The organism is Pseudomonas sp. RIT778, from assembly GCF_019718735.1.
GTDB lineage: Bacteria > Pseudomonadota > Gammaproteobacteria > Pseudomonadales > Pseudomonadaceae > Aquipseudomonas > Aquipseudomonas aphyarum.
Genome location: NZ_JAIHBA010000015.1, coordinates 67392 through 92409 on the forward strand (window position 1 = coordinate 67392; position 25018 = coordinate 92409).

General features: G+C 60.2%; 25 protein-coding genes. 16 read left to right on the plus strand and 9 right to left on the minus strand.

The window, feature by feature from the left end; genetic code table 11:
* Positions 1-10: 10 nt before the first annotated feature.
* A complete protein-coding gene (locus tag K5E37_RS11575) occupies positions 11-592 on the minus strand; it encodes a PilZ domain-containing protein (protein ID WP_207983433.1) in 582 nt (193 codons plus the stop codon).
* Positions 593-686: 94 nt separating this feature from the next.
* Here K5E37_RS11575 and K5E37_RS11580 point away from each other — a divergent pair, with 94 nt between their 5' ends.
* The 3 genes from K5E37_RS11580 to K5E37_RS11590 all read left to right on the plus strand — a co-directional run bounded on the left by K5E37_RS11580 (position 687) and on the right by K5E37_RS11590 (position 3936).
* Positions 687-1937 carry a lipoprotein-releasing ABC transporter permease subunit gene (locus tag K5E37_RS11580; RefSeq protein ID WP_221533874.1) on the plus strand — a complete coding sequence of 417 codons (1251 nt, stop codon included), beginning with the start codon at positions 687-689 and terminating at the stop codon, positions 1935-1937.
* A 7-nt stretch (positions 1938-1944) separates the two neighbouring features.
* A complete protein-coding gene (gene lolD, locus K5E37_RS11585; RefSeq protein ID WP_162831788.1) occupies positions 1945-2628 on the plus strand; it encodes a lipoprotein-releasing ABC transporter ATP-binding protein LolD in 684 nt (227 codons plus the stop codon).
* A 63-nt stretch (positions 2629-2691) separates the two neighbouring features.
* Positions 2692-3936 (plus strand): lipoprotein-releasing ABC transporter permease subunit, encoded by a 1245-nt coding sequence (locus K5E37_RS11590; protein ID WP_064381083.1) that lies wholly within the window; start codon positions 2692-2694, stop codon positions 3934-3936.
* A 30-nt stretch (positions 3937-3966) separates the two neighbouring features.
* Here the strand turns inward: K5E37_RS11590 and K5E37_RS11595 are convergent, their stop codons facing one another.
* Together K5E37_RS11595 and K5E37_RS11600 are read right to left on the minus strand one after the other, a co-directional pair.
* Positions 3967-5307, minus strand: coding sequence for a heavy metal sensor histidine kinase (locus tag K5E37_RS11595; protein WP_221533875.1), 1341 nt, complete (start codon positions 5305-5307; stop codon positions 3967-3969).
* The gene (locus K5E37_RS11600) at positions 5307-5987 is read right to left on the minus strand and encodes a heavy metal response regulator transcription factor (RefSeq protein ID WP_007951608.1); all 681 of its coding nucleotides are present in this window, start codon (positions 5985-5987) and stop codon (positions 5307-5309) included. Before K5E37_RS11600 ends, K5E37_RS11595 begins: the two co-directional genes overlap by 1 nt.
* 154 nt (positions 5988-6141) lie before the next feature.
* On the opposite strand from K5E37_RS11600, the gene K5E37_RS11605 reads away from it, so the two are divergent.
* Both K5E37_RS11605 and queF read left to right on the plus strand, forming a co-directional pair.
* Complete coding sequence (locus K5E37_RS11605) at positions 6142-6675, plus strand: plastocyanin/azurin family copper-binding protein (RefSeq protein ID WP_221533876.1); 534 nt, start codon at positions 6142-6144, stop codon at positions 6673-6675.
* 61 nt (positions 6676-6736) lie between these two features.
* Entirely contained in the window at positions 6737-7567 is an 831-nt protein-coding gene (gene queF, locus K5E37_RS11610; protein ID WP_085608218.1) for an NADPH-dependent 7-cyano-7-deazaguanine reductase QueF, read from the plus strand.
* Positions 7568-7630: 63 nt separating this feature from the next.
* Here the strand turns inward: queF and K5E37_RS11615 are convergent, their stop codons facing one another.
* Positions 7631-7894: a DUF4404 family protein gene (locus tag K5E37_RS11615; RefSeq protein ID WP_179694268.1), complete on the minus strand. Its 264-nt coding sequence runs from the start codon at positions 7892-7894 to the stop codon at positions 7631-7633.
* A 108-nt stretch (positions 7895-8002) separates the two neighbouring features.
* Complete coding sequence (locus tag K5E37_RS11620; RefSeq protein ID WP_221533877.1) at positions 8003-8623, minus strand: HAD family phosphatase; 621 nt, start codon at positions 8621-8623, stop codon at positions 8003-8005.
* A 185-nt stretch (positions 8624-8808) separates the two neighbouring features.
* Here K5E37_RS11620 and K5E37_RS11625 point away from each other — a divergent pair, with 185 nt between their 5' ends.
* The 3 genes from K5E37_RS11625 (at position 8809) to rssC (ending at position 11484) form a co-directional block, all read left to right on the plus strand.
* Complete coding sequence (locus K5E37_RS11625; RefSeq protein WP_085608221.1) at positions 8809-9498, plus strand: VacJ family lipoprotein; 690 nt, start codon at positions 8809-8811, stop codon at positions 9496-9498.
* Positions 9499-9820: 322 nt separating this feature from the next.
* Entirely contained in the window at positions 9821-11002 is a 1182-nt protein-coding gene (gene rssB, locus K5E37_RS11630) for a two-component system response regulator RssB (protein ID WP_221533878.1), read from the plus strand.
* Positions 11002-11484, plus strand: a complete 483-nt coding sequence (gene rssC, locus K5E37_RS11635) for an anti-sigma factor antagonist RssC (RefSeq protein WP_003226553.1) — start codon at positions 11002-11004, stop codon at positions 11482-11484. Before rssB ends, rssC begins: the two co-directional genes overlap by 1 nt.
* Before the next feature lie 73 nt (positions 11485-11557).
* Here the strand turns inward: rssC and tal are convergent, their stop codons facing one another.
* Both tal and K5E37_RS11645 read right to left on the minus strand, forming a co-directional pair.
* Positions 11558-12484, minus strand: a complete 927-nt coding sequence (tal, locus tag K5E37_RS11640) for a transaldolase (RefSeq protein WP_007951616.1) — start codon at positions 12482-12484, stop codon at positions 11558-11560.
* A 190-nt stretch (positions 12485-12674) separates the two neighbouring features.
* Positions 12675-13619 carry a glycosyl hydrolase family 5 gene (locus tag K5E37_RS11645; protein ID WP_221533879.1) on the minus strand — a complete coding sequence of 315 codons (945 nt, stop codon included), beginning with the start codon at positions 13617-13619 and terminating at the stop codon, positions 12675-12677.
* A gap of 291 nt (positions 13620-13910) precedes the next feature.
* On the opposite strand from K5E37_RS11645, the gene K5E37_RS11650 reads away from it, so the two are divergent.
* From K5E37_RS11650 to K5E37_RS11685, 8 genes are read left to right on the plus strand one after another with little or no spacing between them, the layout of a single operon-like run.
* Positions 13911-14351, plus strand: a complete 441-nt coding sequence (locus K5E37_RS11650) for a low molecular weight protein-tyrosine-phosphatase (protein ID WP_221533880.1) — start codon at positions 13911-13913, stop codon at positions 14349-14351.
* Positions 14352-14389: 38 nt separating this feature from the next.
* A complete protein-coding gene (locus K5E37_RS11655) occupies positions 14390-16612 on the plus strand; it encodes a polysaccharide biosynthesis tyrosine autokinase (RefSeq protein WP_221533881.1) in 2223 nt (740 codons plus the stop codon).
* A 41-nt stretch (positions 16613-16653) separates the two neighbouring features.
* Positions 16654-17730: a glycosyltransferase gene (locus tag K5E37_RS11660; protein WP_221533882.1), complete on the plus strand. Its 1077-nt coding sequence runs from the start codon at positions 16654-16656 to the stop codon at positions 17728-17730.
* 14 nt (positions 17731-17744) lie between these two features.
* On the plus strand, positions 17745-18857 hold the full coding sequence (locus K5E37_RS11665) for a polysaccharide pyruvyl transferase family protein (RefSeq protein WP_007951622.1): 1113 nt from the start codon (positions 17745-17747) through the stop codon (positions 18855-18857).
* Positions 18854-20086, plus strand: coding sequence for a polysaccharide biosynthesis C-terminal domain-containing protein (locus K5E37_RS11670; protein ID WP_221533883.1), 1233 nt, complete (start codon positions 18854-18856; stop codon positions 20084-20086). The genes K5E37_RS11665 and K5E37_RS11670 overlap by 4 nt, the downstream gene beginning before the upstream one ends.
* Complete coding sequence (locus tag K5E37_RS11675; RefSeq protein ID WP_007951624.1) at positions 20077-21180, plus strand: hypothetical protein; 1104 nt, start codon at positions 20077-20079, stop codon at positions 21178-21180. Before K5E37_RS11670 ends, K5E37_RS11675 begins: the two co-directional genes overlap by 10 nt.
* Before the next feature lie 12 nt (positions 21181-21192).
* On the plus strand, positions 21193-22236 hold the full coding sequence (locus K5E37_RS11680; protein ID WP_221533884.1) for an acyltransferase family protein: 1044 nt from the start codon (positions 21193-21195) through the stop codon (positions 22234-22236).
* Positions 22237-22248: 12 nt separating this feature from the next.
* Positions 22249-23397, plus strand: a complete 1149-nt coding sequence (locus K5E37_RS11685; protein WP_221533885.1) for a GDSL-type esterase/lipase family protein — start codon at positions 22249-22251, stop codon at positions 23395-23397.
* Between the two features lie 3 nt (positions 23398-23400).
* On the opposite strand, the gene K5E37_RS11690 is transcribed toward K5E37_RS11685, so the two are convergent.
* Together K5E37_RS11690 and galU are read right to left on the minus strand one after the other, a co-directional pair.
* On the minus strand, positions 23401-23808 hold the full coding sequence (locus tag K5E37_RS11690) for a hypothetical protein (RefSeq protein ID WP_007951628.1): 408 nt from the start codon (positions 23806-23808) through the stop codon (positions 23401-23403).
* A 47-nt stretch (positions 23809-23855) separates the two neighbouring features.
* On the minus strand, positions 23856-24689 hold the full coding sequence (galU, locus tag K5E37_RS11695; RefSeq protein WP_007951629.1) for a UTP--glucose-1-phosphate uridylyltransferase GalU: 834 nt from the start codon (positions 24687-24689) through the stop codon (positions 23856-23858).
* Positions 24690-25018 lie beyond the last annotated feature (329 nt).

Sequence of the window (25018 nt, forward strand, 5' to 3'; positions counted from 1 at the left end):
CTTCCTTAATTTAAATGCCTGATTCGTTCTGTTCGCGGGCCAGACGTCGTTCCTGGGCCTGCTTCTGCAAGATATAGCGGGCGAGCAACTGGCGTTGGGCATCGGTCAGGTGTTCGAACTCGGTGCCGACGTCGTAGCCGTCGCCCTTGCGGTCGCAATGGGTGACGCGGGCGCGCAGCAGCAGGCCAAGCGCCTGGGGCATCAGCACCAGTTTCACCGACAGGTGAGCGCCGGTGGCGATCGGGGTCGGGTGCTGAAAGTCGATGCCGCCCTCGGAGATGATCACTGGCTGCGGCTCGCCGATATGGCCGAGCACGGTCAGGGCGATCACCTGGCTGAGCAGGTCGATGCGTTTGTTCTGGGATTTCAGGAACGCCGAGATGGCGCGGTCGCGTTCGCTGATCTGGCGCAGCAGGTGCTGCGACTCGAATTCGCTCAGGTGCAATTCGCTGAGCAGGTTGAACAGTGGAGAAGCATCCTGCAACACTTCCTGGCCTGCGGCTTCGGGAGCGGACAGGGGCCGAATTTCCAGTGCGATCGTGTCCTCGATACGGTAGTATTCGCGGCGATCTTCTTCATCTAATGTCGACATGGCGAACCCATGGTAGCGGCGGTGGTCTGAGTGTAAAGCTGGTTATCGACCCCCGCCACAAGGACGTTCCTTTTCCCTCCGAACAAGCCCCGACATGTTCAGACCTCTCTTCGTATTTATCGGCACGCGTTATACCCGTGCAAAGCGTCGCAATCATTTTGTGTCATTCATTTCCCTGACTTCGATGATCGGGCTCGCCCTTGGCGTGGTCGTGATGATCGTGGTGCTGTCGGTGATGAACGGCTTCGATCATGAGATGCGCACCCGCGTGCTGGGCATGGTGCCCCACGCGACCATCGAGACCGGTGAAGCCATCAACGACTGGCCGAGCCTGGCCGCCAAGGTCAAGCAGAATCCGCAGGTGGCGGCCGTCGCGCCGTTCACCCAGATGCAGGGGTTGCTGACCAACAACGGCCAGGTGTCCAAGGTGTTGCTCAATGCCATTGATCCGGCGCTGGAGCGCAACGTCTCGATCATCGACAACTTCATGAAGCAGGGCAAACTCGACGACCTGACGCCGGGCAGCTTCGGCATCGTGATCGGCGACAAGGCCGCGACCAAGCTCGGCGTTGGCCTCGGTGACAAGGTCACCTTCGTCGCGCCGGAGGTCAGCGTGACCCCGGCCGGGATGTTCCCGCGCATGAAACGCTTCACCGTGGTCGGCATCTTCCATGTCGGCGCCGGTGAACTTGACGGTTACCTGGGCGTCACCAACCTGCAGGATCTGGCGAAGATGCACCGCTGGAAGCCTGATCAGGTGCAGGGCCTGCGTCTGAAGTTCGACGATCTGTTCCAGGCGCCGCGTGAGGCGTGGAACATCGCCCAGCGCCTAGGCGAAGACCGTTACTACGCCCGCGACTGGACCCGTACCCACGGCAATCTGTATCAGGCGATCCGCATGGAAAAAGCCATGATCGGCCTGCTGTTGCTGCTGATCGTCGCGGTTGCTGCGTTCAACATCATTTCCACGCTGGTGATGGTGGTGAACGACAAGAAGGGCGACATCGCCATTCTGCGCACACTGGGCGCCACACCGGGCACGATCATGCGCACGTTCATGGTGCAGGGTACGGTGATCGGCGTGGTCGGCACGGCCATCGGCGCCGTGGTCGGGATTTTTGCCGCGCTCAACGTCAGCGCCGCGATTTCGGCCCTCGAAGGCGTGATCGGACACAAATTCCTCAACGCCGACGTGTATTTCATCGATTACCTGCCGTCGCAGGTGCAGAGCCAGGACGTGGTCATGGTCTGCGCCGCTGCGTTGGTCCTGAGTTTCCTCGCCACCCTGTATCCAGCCTGGCGTGCCGCGCGCACCCAGCCGGCGGAGGCGCTACGTTATGAGTGAGTCGGGCATGAGTGAAAAAGCAATCTTGAGCTGCCGCAACCTGGGCAAATCCTACGAGGAAGGCCCGGAGTCGGTGGAAGTGCTGGCCAACCTGCAACTGGAACTGCATCCAGGCGAGCGGGTGGCGATCGTCGGCAAATCCGGTTCGGGCAAAAGTACCTTGCTCAACCTGCTGGGCGGCCTCGACACGCCGACCAAGGGCGGAGTCTGGCTCGACGGTGAAGAACTGTCGGCGCTGAGCGAAAAGAAGCGTGGACTGCTGCGTAACCGTGCCCTCGGGTTCGTGTACCAGTTCCACCACTTGCTGCCGGAATTCACCGCGCTGGAAAACGTCTGCATGCCGCTGCTGATCGGCAAGACCGCAATCCCGGAAGCGCGTCAGCGTGCCACGGCGTTGCTGGAGCGAGTGGGGCTGGGCCATCGCCTGGAACACAAACCGGCAGAGCTGTCCGGTGGCGAGCGTCAGCGCGTGGCTATCGCCCGTGCTCTGGTGAACAATCCAGGGCTGGTGATGCTCGACGAGCCGACCGGTAACCTCGATTCCCACACCGCCGAAGGCATTCAGGATCTGATGCTGGAACTCAGCACTTCGATGCGCACGGCGTTTCTGGTGGTGACTCACGACATGAACCTGGCTCGCCAGATGGACCGCGTCCTGCAATTGCAGGAAGGTTGCCTGACCCCCATCTGACGGCTTGAAACCCGGTGCCTGAAAAGGCATCGGGTCTTTTATTTTTATACGGTGCCCCAGCGAATGTTCAGACCGTTATCGATCTTTATCGGCACGCGCTATACCCGCGCCAAGCGCCGCAATCGCTTTGTTTCGTTCATTTCGATGACCTCGATGATCGGCCTCGCCCTCGGCGTGCTGGCGATGATCGTGGTGCTGTCGGTGATGAACGGTTTCCAGCGCGAAATGAGCTCGCGCATCCTCGGCATGGTGCCGCACGCGACCATCGTCGGCGTCAAGCCGATCGACGACTGGCAGCCAGTGGCCGCCGCCGCGATGAAGAATCCGGAAGTGACGGCCGCCGTGCCGTTCACCGAGATGGAAGGCATGCTGTCCTACAAGGGCATGATGCAGCCGATCCAGATCAGCGGCGTCGATCCGGCCCAGGAAGGCAAGGTGTCGATCGTTGCCCAGCACATTGTTCAGGGCCGTCTCGATGCCTTGAAACCGGGTGAGTTCGGCGTAGTGCTGGGTGAAATCACCGCCCGGCGTTTCCGCCTCAATGTCGGCGACAAGATCACCCTGATCGTGCCGGAAGTCAGCACCGCACCGGGCGGCATCACCCCGCGCATGCAGCGTCTGAATGTGGTCGGCGTATTCAAGGTCGGTGCCGAACTCGACGGTTCCATGGGCCTGATCCACGTCTCCGACGCCGCGACCATGCAGCACTGGGAACCGAATCAGGTGCAGAGCGTGCGTCTGGCGGTGAAGGATCTGTACGCCGCGCCGAAGGTTTCGTCGGACATTGCCACTGGCCTAGGCGCCGATTTCAAGGCTGACGACTGGACCCACACCCAGGGCAGCCTGTTCAGCGCGATGAAGATGGAAAAAACCATGATCGGCTTGTTGCTGCTGATGATCGTCGCGGTGGCGGCGTTCAACATCATCGCGACCCTGATCATGGTGGTGAACGACAAGGGCGCGGACATCGCGATCCTGCGCACCATCGGCGCCACGCCACGACAGATCATGGCGATCTTCATGGTGCAGGGCACGGTGATCGGTATCGTCGGCACCATTATCGGCGGTGTGTTGGGGGTGATTGCCGCGCTGAATGTCAGTGAGATGGTGGGCTGGGTCGAGCGCGTGACCGGGCAGCACATCTTCAGTTCGGATGTGTACTTCGTCAGCAACCTGCCATCGGAATTGCAGGGCGGCGACGTGCTGTTGATCTGCTCGGCGGGCTTCATCCTCAGCTTCCTGGCCACCGTTTATCCGGCCTGGCGAGCGGCGAAGATCGAACCGGCGCACGCGTTGCGCTATTCGTAAGTTCCCCCATTGAGGCCGGCATTGCCGGCCTCAATCGTTTTTCGGCAACTCAATCACAAACCGCGTCCAGCCCTGAGCCGATTCGCAATGAATCTGCCCGCCATGGGCCCGGATGATCGACTGAGTAATCGCCAGCCCCAATCCCGCATGCTCGCTGCTGCCTTCCTGTCGCGCCGGATCCGCCCGGTAGAAGCGGTCGAACAAGCGCGGCAATAACTCGGCAGAAATCCCCTCGCCACTGTTCTCTACGGTCACCCTCAAGGATTTCGCCTGCTCGGCCACCTTCACACGTACTTCGCCAGCGGCCGGGGTAAAGCGCAACGCGTTATCCAGCAGGTTCGACAGCGCCCGGCGCAACATCGCGCGATCACCCGCAAACCGCCCCGCACCGTCACGGCTCAGTCTGACCTGAGCGTCTTCGGCCAGCGGCGCAAAAAACTCCAGCAACGCATCGGCTTCTTCCGCCAGCTCCAGCGGTTCACGCTTGGGCACCAGCAAACCGTGGTCAGCCTTGGCCAGATAAAGCATGTCGTTCACCAGTTGCGCCATCCATTGCAGCTCTTCGAGGTTGCTGTGCAGCGCTTCGCGATAGTCTTCGAGGGGGCGAGGGCGGGTGAGAGTGACCTGGGTGTGGGTCAGCAGGTTCGACAGTGGGGTGCGCAGTTCATGGGCGATGTCGGCGGAAAACGCTGACAGCCGCTGAAAGGAGTCATCGAGGCGTCCGAGCATGGCGTTGAAGCTGTGGGCCAATTCCGCGAGTTCTGCGGGCATCCGCGCTTCCGGCAGTCGGGCATTCAGCGATTGCGCCGAAATCCCACGGGCCACCGCACTCATACGGCGTAACGGGCGAAGACCGCTGCGGGCCGCCCAGGCACCGAGCAGTGCAGTGGCCAGCGCCGACAGGCCGACGGTCAGCCAGATCAGATGCTGCATGCGTTGCAGGAAGTGCTGGTGGTGGGTGATGTCCAGCAGCAAGGTCAATTGCGGGGAATCGGGTTTTTCCGGTTCAAGCGCGGCGTTGAGCAGGCGATAGTCGGTGCCGTTGTCGTTGATGGTGGCCAGACCGGGTTGCTGCGGCAGGTTTGCCGGGGCGTGCAATGAGCGGCCGAACCAGCGTTGCCCCTCAGAGCTGCTGATGCGCAGCGAGACATCGCCCTGCTGGCTCAACTCATCGGTGATGTGCGCGGCGTCGCTACCACTCAGCAGCGTCTGACGTACGCTGAGCAGTTTTCCTTCGAGCAGTTGCTGGTCGAGCTCGATGAAGTGACCCTCGCTGGCTCGATTGAAAACGACCCCGGCGACCAGCGAAACCACTGCGGTGCAGCCGGCGAACAACAGCGCCAGCCGACCGCTCAAGGACAGTCGGCGCATCAGTCGGCACGCTCTTCAAGGACGTAACCCATGCCACGTACGGTGTGAATCAGCTTGTGGGGGAAGTCGTCATCAATCTTCAGACGCAGTCGACGAATCGCCACTTCGATCACATTGGTGTCGCTGTCGAAGTTCATATCCCAGACCTGCGAGGCGATCAGCGATTTGGGCAGCACTTCGCCCTGGCGGCGCAGGAGCATTTCCAGCAGGGCGAACTCTTTGGCGGTGAGGTCGATGCGTTGGCCGCTGCGTTCGACCCGGCGGCGAATCAGGTCCAGGCTCAGGTCGGCCAGGCGCAGGCTGGTTTCCTGAGGCGTGGAACTGCCGCGGCGCAACAGGCTGCGCACCCGCGCCAGCAATTCGGAGAAGGCGAACGGTTTGACCAGATAATCGTCGGCGCCCAGTTCGAGGCCGTGAACCCGGTCTTCAACAGTGTCCTTGGCGGTCAAAAACAGGATCGGCGTTTCCAGGCCGGCGCTGCGCACCGCTTGCAGGATCTGCCAGCCATTGCGACCGGGCAGCATCACGTCGAGGATCAGCAGCGCATAGTCGCCGCTCAACGCCAGTTGCTGGCCGGTGGTACCGTCGGCCACCAGTTCGGTGTTGAAACCGGCCTCGGTCAGGCCCTGGCGCAGGTACTGGCCGGTTTTGGGTTGGTCTTCGACGATCAGCAGTTTCATGGGCGGCTCGGGTAGCGGGAACGAGGACGTTATACCGTGGGCAAACGCGGTGAGCGCCAACCTGACAAAGTTGTAATCTGCCTGTCAGGTCGCTGCCAGCGCAGGCGGGCTAGAGTTTCCCACAGGCTGAACCTTGATTTGTTGGAGTACGACTATGTTTTTGCGTAACCGTCTGGCCCTTGCCGCGTGTCTGCTGGCGCTCAGTTCGCCGCTGTGGGCATCGCCGGCGCACACCTATGACTTCGGCCAGCCGGCCCCGGCGGCCAAGGCCACCCGCAGCATCGAAGTGGTGATGGGCGACATGAGCTATGATCCGAAGGCGATCGAGATCAAGGCCGGTGAGACCGTTCGTTTTGTGCTGGTGAATAAAGGCCAGTTGCTGCACGAATTCAACCTCGGCGACGCAGCGATGCATGCAAAACATCAGCAGGAAATGTTGCAGATGCAGCAAAGCGGCATGCTCACGCCTACCGCCATGAAGGAAATGTCCCACGACATGGCGGGCATGGATCACGGCTCGATGGGCCATGGCATGAAGCACGACGACCCCAACAGCGTGCTGGTGGAACCGGGCAAGACCGCCGAGCTGACCTGGACCTTCAGCAAAGCGGTGAACCTGGAGTTTGCATGCAACATTCCCGGGCATTACCAGGCCGGAATGGTCGGCAAACTGACTGTCAGTCAGTAAGCACTCAAAGGCGGGAGCAAAGGCTGGTAGAATCCGCTGATTCTTCAGTCAGGTTTCCGCCATGCATCCCGCAGCCGAACATTCGCCGCTGGGCAAATCCAGCGAATACATCGCCACGTACACGCCGTCCCTGCTGTTCCCGATTCCGCGCACCGCGAAATGGGCCGAGCTGGGCCTGACCGCCGAAACCCTGCCGTATAAAGGCGTGGATTTCTGGAACTGCTTCGAGCTGTCGTGGCTGCTGCCGTCGGGCAAACCGGTGGTGGCGATCGGTGAATTCAGCATTCCGGCGGACTCGCCGAACATCATCGAATCCAAGTCGTTCAAGCTGTATCTGAACTCTCTGAACCAGACGCCGTTCGCCGACATCGCGAGCCTCGAAGCGACGCTGGTCAAAGATCTGTCCGCTGCTGCCGGCAAGCCGGTGGGCGTGCGGGTTCGCAGCCTGAAAGACGTCGAAGCTGAAGGCGTCGTGGCGTTGCCGGGCGTGTGCATCGACGATCTGGATATCAGCGTCAGCAACTACGAGCATCCGCGCCCCGAACTGCTGCGCTGCGACGATTCGCGCGTGGTGGAGGAGAGCGTGCACAGCCATCTGCTCAAATCCAACTGCCCGGTGACCAGCCAGCCGGACTGGGGCAGCGTGGTGGTGGAATACCGTGGCGCCGCGCTGGATCACGCCAGCCTGCTGGAATACATCGTCAGCTTCCGCCAGCACTCGGACTTCCACGAGCAGTGCGTGGAGCGGATCTTCCTCGACCTCCAGCGCCTGCTGAAGCCGGAAAAGCTCACGGTGTTCGCGCGTTATGTGCGCCGGGGCGGGCTGGACATCAACCCGTATCGCAGCACCGAAAGCGTGCAACTGCCGAACCATCGTCTGGTTCGTCAGTAACCCGCCTCGCGGACATGAAAAAGCCCTGCCAGTGATGGCAGGGCTTTTTTGCATTCGCGGGTTTCAGATGCCCATGCTGACCAGGGAATTCATGATGTTGCGCAACGTGCCGGCAATGGCGGGATGTTCGAGTTCGAAGCGATCAACTGCCAGGTTCACTCCGTCGGCAATGCTGGAGTCCTGGGTCTTTGTTTCCAGTTCAAGTTCCAGTTCGATCTGTTCCATCAGCGCATGTAGATCAGCGCGCTCGGCTTCGGTCAGCGGAGGATTTTGATCCAGTTGCTCGCGCAGGGCATTGAGCTGTTTTTGCAGTTCTTGAGCGGGCATGGTTGTTTCCTTTTATCGAGAGGCACTGGCATAGACCGCAGCCGTGCGCCAAAGGTCTATGGCTCTCCTTAAGACTAATCCACTCTTGGCCAACCTGCATGATCCCGGTCAGGGCTTTTCGCCTTTGAGACGACGCAGACTGATGTCCGCCAGACAAGTGTCGAGTTCGCCCAGATGATCGATCACCGAGTGCACACCCAGGCCGAACAGTTGCACCGTCGCCTTGCCGCGCAGCTGTTCGCGTTCCTTCTGGCTCAGGGCCTGCCATTCGCTCGGCGCCAGCCCGCACAGTGAGCCGCAGGACGCCAGGCCAATGGTCCAAAGCCCGGCATTGAGGCCCGATTGCAGCAGGCGCGGTTCGCCGCTGACCAGCACGCAACCGTCGAGACGATCGACATTCAGGCTCATCAGCGCTTGCCAACAGGCATTGGGCGCCGGCCACGGATTGATTGTTGCCGAATGTTGCGACGGTTTGATCCAGTCGGGCAGCGCCGATGAGAGGACTTGAGTGCAGGCCGTGGACAGCTCATCGAGCCAGGCGCAGGGGATTTGCTGGCGCTGCAGGCTGCGCAGGCTGTCGAGGGCGCCGGGTGTGACGTCGGCGTGTTCCGGGCCGACGCTGGCGTGATGACGGGCGCGGGCGCCGAAGTCCACCAGACAGCCGCTGAGTCCGAACAGCACGGCGGTCAGCGTCGGTGCCGCGAGGGGCAAGGCTTCGGCTTGAGGCATGGAAAACGTCCCTGAAATAGCGATCAGGCTAGGCAACATCGGTGACAGTTGCATGACAGGCCAATGACGAAGCGTCCTACAGAGGGATTCACCGGGGAACTGCCTAAAGCGGCGTTTCCGTCTTATACTGACGCACTTATCGTCGCGGCCCAGGTGCTGCGTCCGTACTATCCAAGGAGTTTTCTATGCGCTGGAGCCATCCTCTTGCTCAGCTTTGTGTATGTGCCAGCGTGATGCTGGTGCCGTTCGCCGCTCAGGCCGCAACGGAAGAAGACCCTTGGGAAAGCGTCAACCGTCCGATCTTCGAGTTCAACGATTTCGTCGACACCTATGCGCTGAAGCCTCTGGCGCAGGGCTACGAATTTGTTACTCCGCAATTCCTGGAAGACGGCATCCACAACATGTTCCGCAACGTCGGTGATGTCACCAACCTGGCGAACAACATTCTTCAGGCCAAACCGGCCGCCGCTGGCGTCGACACCGCGCGCCTGATCTTCAACACCACTTTCGGCCTGCTCGGTTTCTTCGACGTCGGCACCAAAATGGGCCTGAACCGCAGCGACGAAGACTTCGGCCAGACCCTCGGCTACTGGGGCGTTGGCAGCGGTCCTTACGTGATGCTGCCGCTGATGGGCCCGAGCACCCTGCGCGACGCGCCGTCCAAGTACGTCGACAGCTTCACCGGCCCGTACCGCTACATCAACGATGTGCCGGTGCGTAACTCGATTTTCGGCCTGAACATCGTCGACACCCGCGCCAGCCTGCTGTCGAGCGAGAAGCTGATCAGCGGCGACAAGTACACCTTCATCCGCAACGCCTACCTGCAGAACCGCGAGTTCAAGGTCAAGGACGGGCAGGTCGAAGACGATTTCTGATCTCGATTGATCAGTACAAAAGGGCGACCGCGAGGTCGCCTTTTTTGTGGGCGCGACCAATGATTGGGTTACCGAAGAACCCGTTCTTATAACTGCGAGTGATTTGACAAACAAAGTCTCCAAGCGACCATCGGCGCATGCTTGAAACGCTCGAAGGATGGGAGTACCGTCTGCGCCTTAGAAGGGCACCTCTGGTGCAACCGTGTGTGGGGCAAACGCTCCGAAGCGGTGCAGCAGAGAGGCTAGAAAGCGAATCCAGTAGTCTGCGCCGGGCCGTTGCCCCGCCTGCTACGCCAACCTAATTCTGGCGCCGTTTGCCCACATGCCAAAAACCAGTGCCACGCTGCTGATAATCGATGATGACGAAGTAGTGCGCGCGAGCCTCGCGGCCTATTTGGAAGACAGTGGTTTCAGCGTCTTGCAGGCCAGTAACGGCCAGCAGGGTCTTCAGGTATTCGAGCAAGACACGCCCGACTTGGTCATCTGCGATCTGCGCATGCCGCAGATGGGCGGTCTCGAACTCATCCGTCAGGTCACTGAGCGGTCACCGCAGACTCCGGTGATCGTGGTCTCGGGCGCCGGCGTGATGAACGACGCGGTCGAGGCCCTGCGCCTGGGCGCGGCGGACTACCTGATCAAGCCTCTCGAAGATCTGGCCGTGCTCGAGCACTCCGTGCGCCGGGCCCTGGATCGTGCGCGTCTGCTGCTGGAAAACCAGCGCTACCGCGAGAAACTGGAAAAGGCCAACCGCGAACTCGAAGCCAGCCTGAACCTGCTCCAGGAAGACCAGAACGCCGGTCGCCAGGTGCAGATGAACATGCTGCCGGAAAGTCCGTGGAGCATCGACGAATTCAGGTTCGCGCACCAGATCATCCCGTCGCTGTACCTGTCGGGTGATTTTGTCGACTACTTCCGGGTCGACGAGCGCCGGGTTGCGTTCTACCTGGCGGACGTTTCGGGTCATGGCGCCTCTTCGGCGTTCGTCACCGTGCTGCTGAAGTTCATGACTACGCGCTTGTTGTTCGAATCCAAGCGCAACGGCACGCTGCCGGAATTCAAGCCTTCGGAAGTCCTCGGTCATATCAACCGGGGGCTGATCAGTTGTAAGCTGGGTAAACACGTCACAATGGTCGGTGGAGTCATCGACGAGGAGACCGGTTTGTTGACCTATAGCATCGGCGGCCATCTGCCGTTGCCTGTGTTGTACACGCCTGACAGTGTTCGCTACCTCGAGGGGCGCGGTCTGCCCGTGGGGCTTTTCAATGAAGCCACCTACGAAGACCACGTGCTCGAACTGCCACCGACGTTCAGCCTGACGCTGATGTCTGATGGCATTCTGGATCTTTTGCCAGAGCCCACACTCAAAGAGAAAGAAGCCGCTTTACCGCAAAAGGTGAAGTCGGCGGGCGGCAGCCTGGATGGTCTGCGGCAGGTTTTTGGATTGGCCACGCTAGGGGAGATGCCGGATGATATCGCCCTGTTGGTGTTGAGCAGGAATCTTTGATGAGTACCGGTAGAATCCAGTTCGCCGAGCAGGACGGCACCTTCGTCCTGAAGTTCGTCGGTGAAGTTCGCCTGACCCTGTGTTCGGCGTTGGATGCGACTATTGAAAAAATCTTCACCGCGCTGAATTTCAACGCGATCGTGATCGATTTGACCGAAACCCGCAGCATCGACAGCACCACGTTGGGCCTGCTGGCCAAACTGTCGATCCTGTCGCGGCAGAAGGTCGGCCTGCTGCCGACCGTGGTCACCACCCACGAGGACATCACCCGTCTGTTGCAGTCGATGGGTTTCGAGCAGGTGTTCAATATCGTCAACCATCCCGTGCCGTGCCCGGAATGCCTCGATGACCTGCCGGATCAGGATCAGTCGGAAGAAGTGGTGCGGATCAAGGTGCTCGAAGCGCACAAGATCCTCATGGGCCTGAACGACTCCAACCGCGAAGCGTTCCATGACCTGGTGAATGCCCTCGAACGGCACTGATCAGCCAAACCACGAGGCACAAAAAAGGGCGAACCTGTGAGGGTTCGCCCTTTTTGCGTCTGCGCTCGGCCGATTACAGCTTGGCTTGCAGCAGCGCCTCGAGTTTTTCCTGGTCGCGGGCAAACTGACGGATGCCTTCGGCCAGTTTCTCGGTGGCCATCGCGTCTTCGTTGGACAACCAGCGGAATTGCGCCTCGTTGAGGCTCAGGCGCGCTTCGCCGGCATGGCCCGGAGCGAGTTTGCGTTCCAGCTTGCCGGTGTCGGCTGCCAGTTTCTCGATCAGGTCCGGGCTGATGGTCAGGCGGTCGCAGCCGGCCAATTGCTCGATCTGATTGAGGTTGCGGAAGCTCGCGCCCATGACCACGGTCTTGTAGTCATTGGCCTTGTAGTAGTTGTAGATGCGCGTCACGGACTGCACGCCCGGATCATCAGCACCGGTGTAGTCGTTGCCGTTGGCCTTCTTGTACCAGTCGTAGATGCGACCCACGAACGGCGAGATCAGGAACACGCCGGCATCGGCGCAGGCCGCGGCCTGAGCGAAGGAGAACAGCAGGGTCAGGTTGGTCTGGATGCCTTCCTTTTCCAAAATCTCGGCAGCGCGGATACCTTCCCAGGTCGAGGCGATCTTGATCAGCACGCGGTCACGGCCGACGCCGGCCTTGTCGTACAGCTCGATCAGACGGTGCGCACGCTTGAGCATCGCGTCCTTGTCGAACGACAGGCGCGCATCCACTTCGGTGGAAATGCGGCCCGGAATGACCTTGAGGATTTCCTGACCGACCGCGACGCCGAAACGGTCGCTGGCCAGGCCGACATCGCCCTTGCAGTCGCGCACGCTGGCGTTCAGCAGTTCGGCGTAGGCCGGAATCGCCGCTGCCTTGAGCAGCAGGGAAGGGTTGGTGGTTGCGTCGACCGGTTTGACCCGGGCAATCGCTTCGAAGTCGCCGGTGTCGGCCACGACGGTGGTGAACTGTTTGAGTTGTTCCAGCTTGGAAGTCATGAGCGTGCTCTGTCCTATGGGTCTGGTGACATTACCCGAGCGTCGGCAGCCACTCAAGGGCATGTCGGCGTATCGAGCGCCCCGCTGGCAACAACCTGAAAACGGCTGTTTGAAAGGCGGGGCGCGTTATCGATCAATACGATGCCAAAAAGGACCACAGGTTCAAAGCAACCGACCCGTTGCGCAGCGCCTATTCGGCGTTGAGCTGGGTCGAGGCCGCCGTTTGTGCCGGTTTCGACTGCCCGTCGGAGGTCAGCAAGCCGAAATTCTTCTCCCGGTCGTTGCTGCCCGACTCGCTGTTCTTCCATTCGTAAATCGACGTCAGCGGGATGTTGAGTTTTTTAACATCGGCAATGAACGCAGAGATTTTACTGGCTTGCCCTTCCGGCCCGCCGTTGGAGGCGAGCGCCGAGATGCCCCATTCACTGATAACGCCCGGCAGATGGAAGTTTTGCTGGATGAAGGTTTGCGCGTTGCTGATCTGCGTCGCGGTCATGCCGTAGGGGTGGTAGGAAATGGCATCCAGGCACTGCGGATAAGTGCCAAGGATGCTGTTGAGTGCCACGGTCGAGGCGGAGCCGGCCGTCGGCGGGCGGGCGAAACCGAATCCCACCAGAGGCGTCGATTGCGGCTTGCCTTGCAGCGTCTTGCACATGGCCGTCATGAACGGCACGAAGGTGTTTTTGAAGTCTCCGGTGGGCCAGTAGGTGTCGAGATCCGGTTCATTCCAGATTTCGATCCCCACCAGTTGCGTGCTCCAGGCTTGCTCAAGCCCGCTCACCGTGTTGGCGAACGCTTCACCGGCGCTCGTCAGGTCGCCGGTCAACGGTTTGGTGGCGCGCACGGTCATCAAGACCGGCAGCCCGGCAGACCGCGCCGCCGCGAACGCATCGCTGATCTGTTTCTGATAGGCCTTGGCGCCGAGGCTGTCGCTCCACACGCCGAAGCGCACAAAACTGAACCCGGCCGCTTTGATCTGCTCGGCGTCGGCCGGGGTGAAGTTCTGGATCTTGACCTGTACGCCGATGGTTCTGGCGGGCAGTGACGGGAACAACGCGCTGGCGTGAACCTGCGCGGTAGCACTGAGCATCAACAGGGCGGCGGCACCAAGATGTTTGAGATGTGCTGATTTCATGTCTGCTCTGCTGATGAGAATGACATCTAGCCAATAGTTATCTCGTTGCCTGTATTTCGATGACGAAGAGGGCGCGAAGTGCACGAATGTTATTTTTTGTCGGAAAACTTTCGCCCGAAAATCACAGTTATTTTTAGTCCGGTAATTCTGGTTGGGGGACTTTTAGAGGCCGTGGTACTTAATGCACCGGTATTAACGGGTGAATCTATTTCCGAGTGAAGGAAGGTCTTGCGGGTTCATTCGAATGTGCAAGGCATGTTGGCCGATTGACATTACACGGGAAAGTAAACCTTGTTCAAAAAGATTCTTGTCGTTTGCGTAGGCAATATCTGCCGAAGTCCGACAGCGGAACTTCTGTTGCGCAATGCACTGACACCTTCGGCGATCAGCGTGACCTCCGCAGGCCTGTCTGCACGGGTCGGCGAAGGCATGGAGTCGACCGCGCGCCAAGTGCTGGAAGACCACGGCCACAGTGCCGAAGGGTTCACGGCGCGGCAACTGACAGCAGACATCGTCAATGAATCAGACCTGATTCTGGTCATGGAAAAACAACATGTTAATCAAGTACTGAAGATTGCCTCTCACGCCAGGGGCAAAGTGTTTCTGCTGGGCAAGTGGCAGAGCGAACGAGAAATACAGGACCCGTATCGTCAGGGGCAGGCCGCTTTTATTCATGCCCATGCATTGATTGAAGATGCTGTTAGCTCATGGGCGCAACGCCTGGCGCGTTGATGAATATTCTTCAGTTCAGTGAATGGTAAGAAAGACTTATGCAGTTACCGTCAGTAATCGGCACCCGCGACAACGATCAAGACAGTATTGATCTTCTCGGCATCTTCGGCAGCCTGATCGATCAGAAATGGTTGATCGGTGCGTTCACCGGCGCGTTCATGATGACCGGTGTGGCTTATGCGATCTTGGCCACGCCGGTGTATCTGGCCAACGCCCTGGTGCAGGTCGAGCCGAAAAAGAACGACATGCTCGGTTTTTCCGACCTCAACAGCATGCTCGGCGGGCAATCGCCGTCGGTGACCGAAATCGGCATCATCAAATCCCGCGCGGTGATCGGCAAGACGGTCGACGATCTGCGCCTGGACATCGACGTCACCCCCAACACCTTTCCGCTGATCGGCGGCTTTCTTTCCCGGCGCTATCGCGGCGAGAGCGAACTCAGCGTCGCGCCGCCGCGTTTCGGCCTGAGCAGCTACGCCTGGGGCGGTGAGCGCCTGGAGTTTGCAAAGCTCAATCTGCCCAAGGAACTGCTGGGCAAGAAACTCACCCTGATCGCCGGCGAACAACATCGCTTTCAACTGCTCGACGACAACGACAACCTGCTGGTCGACGGCGTGGCGGGCGAAGCCTTCACGCAGGACGGCGTGGAAGGGCAGGTCGCGCAATTGTTGGCCAACCCCGGGACCCGTTTCGAAGTGGTGCGCTACCCGCGCATCGTGACCATCCAGGGTTATCAGGACGCACTGGACATCTCCGAGCAAGGCAAGGAATCGGGGATCATCCGTCTGGCCCTGGCCAGCAGCGACGCCGCTGAAGCGGTGAAGATCCTCAACAAGATCGCCTCGCTGTACGTGGATCAGAACGTGCGCCGCACTTCGGCCGAAGCGGCGCAGAGCCTGGCCTTCCTGCAAAGCCAGTTGCCGCAGGTCAAACGTGACCTGGCCAAGGCCAGCGATGCGCTCAACGCCTACCAGACCCACGGCAAGACCGTGAACATCTCGCTGGAAACCCAATCGGTGCTCGGCCAGTCCGTGGCGCTCGAAACGCGAATTTCCGAGCTGAAACTGCAACAGGCGGAGATGGATCGCAAGTTCACCAAACAGCATCCGGCCTATCGCGCTCTGATGACCCAGATCGGTGAACTGACCCAGCAACAGCGCTCGCTGGAAGGCAAGGTTCAGGACCTGCCGGCCACGCAGCAGGAATTGCTCAACCTGACCCGCGATGTCGAAGTCGCCTCGCAGATCTACACCCAGTTGCTGAACAAATCCCAGGAGCTGGACATCATCCGCGCCGGCGCTGTGGGTAACGTGCGTCTGGTGGATACGGCGGACGTCGACCTGACCAGCCCGGTCAAACCGAAAAAAGCCCTGATCGTGTTGATCGCCACTTTCCTCGGCGCCTTCGTCGGCGTGGCGCTGGTGCTGTTGCGCAAATCCCTGAGCAAGGGCCTGGAAGGGCCGGAAGCCATCGAGCAGCTCGGCTTGCCGGTCTACGCGTCGATTCCCTACAGCGCCCTGCAACAGGAAGAGGACAGCAAAAAAGTCCGGGCCAAAGTTGCGGCGGACACGCCGGCGTACCTGCTGGCCCTGCGCAACCCGACGGACCTGTCCATCGAGTCGATCCGCAGCCTGCGCACCTGCCTGCACTTCGCGGCGCTGGATTCGACCAACAACCGCATCATGATTTCCGGCCCGAGCCCGCAGGTCGGCAAGACCTTCGTCTCTTCCAACCTCGCGGCGGTCATGGCGCAGAGCGGGCAGCGCGTGGTGCTGATCGACGCCGACATGCGCAAAGGGCATCTGCACAAGACGCTGAACACGCCGATCACCAACGGTTTGTCGGATCTGCTGGTCAAGCGCTGCACCCTCGATCAGGCGATCAACAAGGTCGAGGTCGACAACCTGCACTTCATCAGCCGTGGCCAGGTTCCACCGAACCCTTCCGAACTGTTGATGCACGCCAATTTCCGCGAACTGCTGGCGCAACTCAGCGAGCGCTATGACGTGGTGATCATCGACACGCCACCGCTGCTGGCCGTGACCGACGCGGCGATTGTCGGTCGCGAAGCCGGCATCAGCCTGATCGTTGCGCGGTTCGGGGTGAACCCGGCCAAGGAAATCGAAATGACGATCCGTCGTTTCGCCCAGAACGGTATCGAGTTGAAGGGCGCGGTGTTCAACGGCGTCGAGAAGCGCGCGGCCAGCTATTACGGCAACGGCAGCTATTACAACTACGAATACGCGTCCGACCAGTCCTGAATCTCAGCGACGGTCCTTACAGGCATGAAAGTGGGTGGGTTGTGAAAAAAATACTGCACGTGGCGGAAACGATCAAAGGTGGGGTGGCGACGGTCATCCGCACGATTTCGGCGGCTCCGGAAGACGGGCGCTATGAGCTGGTGTACCTGGTCCCGCTCGACCAGAAGAAAGAACTGCACGGCATCGACGAACAGCAGATCCGCACCTTCGCCCGAAGCGGGCGGAATGTGCCGTCGCTGCTGCGTTTTGCCTGGCAACTGGCGCGGGTCCTGCTCAAGGAAAAACCCGACGTGGTGCATTTGCACAGCACCTTTTCCGGGGTCATCGGCCGTTGCGTGTGCGTGCTCCTGCGGCCGTGGCGCAAGCCGAAAATCGTCTACTGCCCCCATGCGTTTTCGTTCCTGATGGAAAGCTCGCCGATCAAGCAGAAAGTCTATGCGTGGATCGAGCGGGTGCTGCAGAAGGTCACGGACAAGATCATTTGCGTCAGCCAGTTCGAGCTGGACAAGGCCGCGAAGTTTGGCATCGAGCGCCAGCGCATGACGCTGATCTACAACGGCATCGATCACAAGCATGACGAACGCAAGGCCAACGATCCGGCACCGATTCATCTGCTGTTTGTCGGTCGCCTCGACTACCAGAAAGGCTTCGACGTGTTGCTCAAGGCCTACAGCGAAGCAAACCGCAGCGACCTGAAACTGACAGTGGTGGGTAGTGCAGTGAACGAGGACGTCGTCGAATGTCCTCCGCTGGACGGGGTGGAATACCTGCCCTGGGTGACGCCAACCGAAGTGCACGCGCTGTATCAGAAAGCCGATGCCCTGATCGTGCCGAGTCGCTGGGAAGGCTTTGCGATGGTGCCGCTGGAAGGCATGGCGCTGGGCCTGCCGGTGATCGCCAGCGACTGCACGTCGTTGCCCGAACTGGTCACCCATGGTGTGTCCGGTTATGTGTTCCCCGCCGGTGACCACCAGGCCCTGGCCGAGCGCCTGAAGAAAATCCAGAAGCCTGCGTTGTCGGCTCTCGGCATCGAAGGTCGGCGCATCGTCCGCGAGCGTTTCAGCGCCGCGTTGATGATCCGCCAGACCTACGACGTGTATTCCGCTCCCTCTTATTAAGTAGAACTCCGCTCATGAACGTAACGATTTTGCATGGCTACAGTGCCTCCAACTCCGGCGATGGTCTGCTGGTCGATCTGGCCATTGCGCTGGTGCAGCGCAACTTTGGCGAAGACACCGCGATCAGCGTCGTGGCGTCCGATCCGGACTCTTTCAAATACCTGCCGCACCCGCGTTTCGACGCGCCGGTGATGGCGGCCAAGGGCCTGGGCCGGGTCAAAGAAGCGGTGTTCCTCAATCAGTCCTACGCGGGGCTGGCGGACCTGTTGAAGAAAACCGATCTGATCGTTGGCGTCGGTGGCGGCTACATGCGCTCCAAAAGCGCCTTCGAGCACATCAAGCTGAAACTCGGCCACGCCAAACAGCTGGAAACCGCGATCCTCAGCAAAGTGCCGTCGGTGTACCTGCCGCAAAGCATCGGGCCGTTCCACGGCGACAGCGACAAGATCGTCGGTCACTACGCCAGCGCCGATGCGGTGTTCGTGCGCGATAACCGTTCCTCGGCGCTGTTCGATGCTTGCGAGAATGTCTACCGCGCACCGGACCTCGCGGTGCAGGCGCTGGCCGGCAAGATCCTTCAGCAACCCAAGTTCACTCGCTGCGCCTCGACGCCGGCCACGGTGTGCGTGGTGCTGCGCAAGCCGCCGGCATGGAGCAAGGAAAAGAAACTCGCCTACGTGGCCAACCTGAAAGTGCTGCTGCAGCGCTTGAAGAACAAAAGCAAAGTGGTCTGCGCCGTACAGAGCGCCGTGCGCGGTAACGATGACGGCGCGTTTTACCGCGAACTGGGCATCACCGAAGACCTGCTGCCGTTGAAGGCAACGCTGGCCAAATACCAACCGGACCTGGTGATTTCCGTGCGCCTGCACGGCGCGATCGAATCGCTGCTCTCGGGTGTGCCGGCGTACCACATCAGCTACGAGCGCAAAGGCTTCGGCGCCTATCAGGACATGGGCGTCGAGGACTGGGTCATCAACGGCGGCGACATCAATGTCGACACCATTATCGACACGGTTTACGCGCCTGACGCGCTGTCGAATTTCGGCAAACGCCTGACCGACACCTGCCGCGAGATCGAAGCGAAAACCGTGGCCATGGACGACATCATCAAGGGCGTCATTCGATGATATTCCGGCTGTTGCTGCGGGGTGGGGCACTGGGCGCGAAGTTCTTGCTGGTGCTCGCCATCACCCATTACCTCGGTTACGAGGCGCTGGGTTTTTACGGCGTGGTGGTCGCGGCGTCGTTGATCGCGTCGAAGTTCTACAGCGTCGGTTTCAGTTCCGAGATCAACCGGCTGATCAGCGTGGGCGGCAGTTCGCGCCGGGTGGTGGACAAGGTGCTGCTGCTGTACCTGGCCGTGGGGCTGGCGTTGTCGGTGCTGACGGTGGTGATCTATTCGCTGTTCCAGTCGGTAGAAGCGACCAGCGCGCTGATCGCTTGCGTGACGCTGGTGCTGCTCACCGAACACCTGTCGTTCGAGATCAACTCGTTCGTGTTTTCCGCGCAGAAAGCCACGGCGGGTGCGTTGCTGTTCTTCATCAAGACCGGGCTCTGGGCGTTGCTGGCCGTGGGCGGAATGGCGCTCGGATGGGTGTCCGGAATCGCCAGCGTGCTGTGGCTGTGGGTCATCGCCAACGTGCTGGTGATCGTCGCCGGTTACCTGATCGTGGTGAATGTTCATCGCGGGCGGGAAGAGGGGACGCTGGCCACTGCCGCAGTGTGGAAAGCCGGGCTGCCGTTTTACCTCGGCACTGGCCTGATCGCCCTGAGTCAGTACGCCGAACGCTTTCTGATCATCGACCTCGAACCTTACGCCAGCCTCGGTAAATACGTGTACGCGTGGTCAGCGGCCAACACCTTGCAGGCGTTGTCTTACGCGGTGGTAGCGGTGGTCGGCATTCCGCTGCTCGCCAAGCGTTATCAGGCCGATCAGCAACCGTTCACGGTCCGGCAGTTGTTCGTGAACAAATGGGTCGCACGTTCGCTGGTGGTGTCGGCAGCGGTCGCGGTGGGCATTTATCTGTTTTTCAACGTGGTGCTCGATTACGTCGCCACCAGCGTTCCGCGTCCGGACAACGGCATCCTTCTGGTGCTGATTTTCTCCTTCGCCCTGCGCGCCATTGGCGACATCGTCTGGGGCGGGTTGATCGCTTCGAAAAACAGCCGGGTATCCCTCGCCAGCGCGGCCATTTGTCTGTTGGTTTCAGTGCCGGTCAGCTACCTGCTGATCAAGCATTATTCGATCTACGGCGCGGCCTGGGGCAACGTCTTTGCGATCATCGTGCAGCTCGGCGTGATTGCGCTGCTGACTCGTGCCACGCGCGCGAAAAAGGCTGTCGTGTCATGGGCCTGAAACTGCCGTGCATCGAGTTTCGCGGCCGCCGTCTCGATTCCTCGCTGTCGTTCCTGATCCTGTTCACCGGGCTGTTTCTGTCGGTGGCGATGCCGCTGCTGATTCCCCGCGATCCGGGCCCGGATGCGATGACCCTGTGGTCGTCCTACGCCCGGGCCGACAACTGTAATTTCTGGAACCCGTTCTCGCCGGATCGCTCGTCCTACGAGTGTTCGGCGTTCCTGCTGCGGCCCACCGGGATCAACCTGACCAACGCCTGGGCCTACGGGATGTTTTGCAACTTTTTCCTCACGGCGATTCCCGTGGTGGTGTTCCGGCGCATGCCGCTGACCATCTTCGGAACCCTGTGCCTGTGGGGCATCGTCCGTTCGTTTTTCCTGGAAAACCTGACCAAGGAAATCATCGTGTCGGTGGCGGTGCTGAGCATTCTGTTCAGCTCGCTGACGCGCAAATATCGCGGCGGATTTTTCCTCTCGGCGGTGATCTACGGCGTGCTGATCCGGCCCTACTGGATTCTGTTTTCGCTGTCCTGGGTCGGCGTCTGCGTGATGAAAAAGTACGTCTCGCGCACGACCTTCTTCCTGATGCTGTTCCTGTTCTATCTCGCGGTTGCGATGGCGATCCAGCTGGCGCTGGGCTTCCCGGTGTCTTCGATTCGCGCCAGCAACAACGAACTGCGCACGGCGGGCGAGGAGGGTTCCAAATCGCTGATCGTCTCGTGGCTCAGCGGCAGCGACTTCGTCTCGCAGGCCCTGGACTCGATGATCATTTTCTTCCGATTGTCGTTCCCCGTAGAGCTGATCCTGCTGTCCGGGCCGGGTCAGGTGATCTTCGTCGCGTTGATGATCATGACCGCGCTGCTGCTGTTCAAGGTCATCACCTCGACCGATTACAAGGGCGCGCCGATCCAGACCAAACCCAAGGAACTGATCGCGATTCCGCTGGCGTTCCTGCTGGTTCAAGGCTTGTTCGAACCGGACTTCGGCTCGTTCGCCCGGCACTTTTCGATGGTGGTGCCGGTGCTGTTCGTGGGCCTGGGTCTGATGTTGCGGGCGAACAAGCCGGTGAAGGTTGAATCAAGAATTCTGAATTGAGGCGGGTGCTTTATGTCGAGCAAGAAAAAGTCCCTGGAGATCGAAACCCTGCGTGGCCTGGCGTGCCTGTTGCTGGTGCTCTATCACGTGATCGGGCCGTTGGGCGGTGGTTTGAAAATCGACATCGGCTCGCCGTTCCGGGTGATCGCCGATTCGATGGTGTACGTGCGCATGCCGCTGTTCACCTTCATCTCCGGCTACATCTATTCCATCTACAAAATTCGCGGCAATGACTTTTCCGCGTTCTTCAGCGGCAAGGTGCGGCGGCTGATCGTGCCGCTGTTTTGCGTCGGTGTGCCGTTCTCGGTGTTGCAGGCGGTAGGGCCGGGCGTGAACAAGGACGTCAGCGTGATGGATGCGCTGTTGTCGTTCTATGTGCCGATCAACCACTTCTGGTTCTTGCAGGCAGTGTTCATCATTTTCATGTTCGTCGGCCTGTTGGAATGGCGCGGACTGCTGCGTACACCGACGCGTCTGTATCTGTTGTTCGCGTTCGCGGCGGCGGTGTTCCTGTTGCCAGCGTTTCCGGTGGATGCGTTCGGCATCAACGGGGCGATTTATCTGCTGCCGTTCTTTGTGGCAGGCATGATCGGCCAGGAGAAAGTCAGCGAGCTGAAGCAGACGTTCAAGGTGATCGGCCCGCTGGTGTTTGTGCTGATCTCGCTGACGCTGCTGTACGTGGCGTCGGTGGACCGCGAGCTGATCGTCGACCGCCGCAGCCTGATCGGCCTGACGGTGGGCTGCGTGTCGTGCATCGCGTTGCTGTCGAGTGACATGCGCTCGAAGGCGCTGACCTGGCTTGGCGGTTACTCCTATGCGATTTTCCTGTTTCACGTGTTGTTCGCCGCGACGTCGCGCTCGATCCTCGGCCGCTTGGGTGTGAAAGACGAAAGCGTGCTGGTGTTCTGCGGCGTGACGTGTGGCTTGCTCGGGCCGGTGGTGTTGTCGATGATTTTCAGTCGGTTCAACTTCACCTCCGTGCTGTTCCTTGGCGAACGTGCCGCGACGAAAAAGAAGCCGGCGGCGACCATCGCACCGGTGGCGCAGATTCGATGAAGGAAGCGATCCATGCTGGCTGTTGATGATGTGCCGCCGGTGGCGGCGTCGGTGGTGCAAATCGGCGACGCTCGCGAGCGCTTTGGCCAGTGGCGCGAAGGCAAGGCCGGCAAGGTGTTGTCGATCTCGGTGATCGGCGACAGCTACAGCGCCGGGCAGGATTTCTACCTGAACAAACTGGTGCAACGGGTGGCCGGGGAGGTCGGGTTTGCCGGGCCGGGTTATGTCGGCTTCAACCACGGCGCAGCGCTCGGTGGCACGCATTTCAAGTACACCCGCACTAGCGAGAAATACTTCGGCGGCGACTGGCAGGTCTCCGGCCTCGGGCAAGCCAGCCCCGACAGTCGCACGGTGACCGGCCGCCCCGGCGCCTGGCTGCAAGTCGACGCCAGTCCGACGCCTGCCATCAACACCGCCGTTACTCAGGCGAAACTGCTTTACCTCGGCAACGGCGAGTCCAGCGAGTTGCGTTATCGCTGGTCACCCTCTGCCGACTGGCAGCCGTTGAAACTCGCAGGCGAGGGCGTTCAGGAAGTCCCGTTGTCTGGCACGTCGTCCGCGACCGATTGGGCTTTCAGACTGGAAGTGGTGAAGGGCGCGCCGACCCTGTTCGGCCTGTGGCTGAGCAACGATCAGAACGGGGTTCGGGTCTCGAAACTGGCAGCATCCGGCGCGGCGTCCGCTGATTTCTACCACAACGATGCCCGCTGGCAGGCGCAGTGGAAAGCCGTGGTGTCGAAGATCCCCGCAGACATTTACCTGATCATGCTCGGTGGCAACGATCAGGGTTTTGGCGTGAAGCCCGAGCAGTATCTGCACAACGTTCAGGGTCTGGTCGGCATGCTCCGCGAGATTCAACCGGCGGCGAGCATCAACCTGATCCTGCGTCAGGACACCACCCGCTCCAGCGCCTATCCGATGTCGGCTTATGCGCAGGTCATCGAGCCCTGGGCCCGTGAGCAGCGTCTGGGTTACGCCAATCTGCAATGCGCCTTCGGCACCGACGTCAAACGCTACGCCGCAGCCATGATCGGGCCGGACAAGATTCATCCGGTGCCGGCCACGGGCGGGCGGGTGATTGCCGATTACTTCTATCGTTGGGTCGTGGGCGGACAGCAAAAAGTCTCGCCACAGGACAGCTGTGGCGAGACTTCGAAGTAGCCGTCAGTTGTCGAACAGATCCAGATGGCTCAGCAGCTCTGCGGTTTTCTGCGGCATCAACTGCGTCACGCAACGGGTTTCCACGTTGACGATGATCGCCGGGTCGTTGCAGCAGATCCGCACGCGAAAACGCCAGTCGCTGAAAATCACTTTCAGGCCGTCGCGGTCATCGACCTCCAGCGCCTGTTCGCCGTAGATCCGTTTCAGGTGGGCGAGCAGGGGATACGGATCGCGCATCGCTCGGCGTATGTCCCCGGAGGAGGGAAACACGCCGAGGCGATCGACCAGCAGCAGGGTGCCCAGCCACGGGCCATTGGCGCTGGGCAATGGCTGATGGCGGGATAACCAGCTCATCACCCCGAGGTTGTCCACCTCACGTTCAATCTCTGCGGAATGTTGTGCAATGTTCATGGTTGCCTCGTTGGATGTGCGTGCTGCAATGAATCAGTGGGGGCCGCTCAGCGACCCTTCAGGTAAACGTTGTCGTAGCAGAAGTTGGTCGCCTGCAGGTAACCCTCGGCGTCGCCGCAGTCGAAGCGCAGACCCTTGAATTTGTAGGCCAGCACGCAACCGTTCTGCGCCTGTTTCATCAGGGCGTCGGTGATCTGGATTTCGCCGCCCTTGCCCGGCTCGGTGTCGGCGATCAGGTCGAAGATGTCGGGCGTGAGGATGTAGCGGCCGATGATCGCCAGGTTCGACGGTGCGTCTTGCGGGGCCGGTTTTTCCACCATGTGGTTGACCCGGTAGATGCCCTCGGAAATCGCCTCGCCGGCGATCACGCCGTACTTGTGGGTCTGGTCGCGCGGGACTTCCTGGATGGCGACGATCGAGCAGCGGAATTTCTTGTAGAGCTCGATCATCTGCGTGAGCACGCCGTCGCCTTCGAGGTTCAGGCACAGGTCGTCCGCCAGTACCACGGCGAAGGGCTCGTCGCCGATCAACGGGCGGCCGCTGAGAATCGCGTGGCCCAGGCCTTTCATTTCCACCTGACGGGTGTAGGAGAAGGTGCAGGTGTCGATCAGCTCGCGAGTGCCGGCCAGGAATTTCTCTTTCTCGGTGCCACGAATCTGGTGTTCGAGTTCGTAGCTGATGTCGAAGTGGTCTTCCAGTGCGCGCTTGCCCCGTCCGGTGACGATGGCCATGTGTTGCAGGCCGGCGTCCCGTGCTTCTTCAACGGCGTATTCGATCAACGGCTTGTTGACGATCGGCAGCATTTCCTTGGGCATGGCTTTTGTGGCCGGCAAGAAACGCGTGCCATAACCGGCAGCGGGGAACAAACATTTACGGATCATAAAAGTTTCCTGGTCATTCATGGCGCACTGCCATCGTTTATTGCAATAACGAAAGGTTGCAAGTTATTGAAGCTGTACTTTAATACCTGACTCGGGAGATGAGTGGCAAATAGCAATGAGTGTAAAACACGACAATGTTATGAGATGTCGGTTTGACAGTTATTGGTTATTTTTAGTCGGCATCCGTTGATAGTGATGAATGCGCGGGAGTGCTAATAAGTACCAGGCAATACAGTTTGGCTTATGAAAATATTTATAGCCAGTGATTGAACTGTTTTTGTTTTTGGTTGTTATCGCGCTGTTTGTGTGAATCAAGACACACATTAAAC